A 443-nucleotide genomic window follows, 5' to 3' on the forward strand; every position below is an offset into this window, starting at 1 on the left:
GTCAACTATGTTGCTCAGCGTGAAGCGGGCTCTATGTTTGGGATTTATCGTGATGAAGTGCATTACGATAACACCATCAATCGCAACTATCGGGTGCAAACCGGCAGCACCACTGGTCATGCTACGTTATATTGGCAGCCACAATTTTGGTCACTGTTTGATGATAGTTTGTTAAAGGTGAGCGCGGGACGTTATTTGTCAGAAGATATTGGAGTCACGGTCGATTTTTCAAAACAATTTAACAGTGGCGTGATTGTCGGAGCGTTTGCCACCAAAACGGATTTATCAGCGGATGAATTTGGCGAAGGCAGTTTTACTAAAGGCTTTTATATCTCAGTACCACTTGAGATGATGACGGCAAAGCATAATACCAACCGAGCCGCTATTTCTTGGATGCCGATTCAGCGTGATGGCGGGCAAATGTTGTCGCGTCAGCACAGGTT

At 45.6% G+C, this 443-nt stretch carries 1 protein-coding gene; it reads left to right on the top strand.

The window, feature by feature from the left end; translation table 11 throughout:
* Positions 1-443 (top strand): YjbH domain-containing protein (locus tag B7C60_RS17970; protein WP_245868625.1); only part of this gene is annotated, 443 nt, incomplete at both ends.

The organism is Vibrio fujianensis (assembly GCF_002749895.1).
GTDB classification, from domain to species: Bacteria; Pseudomonadota; Gammaproteobacteria; order Enterobacterales; family Vibrionaceae; genus Vibrio; species Vibrio fujianensis.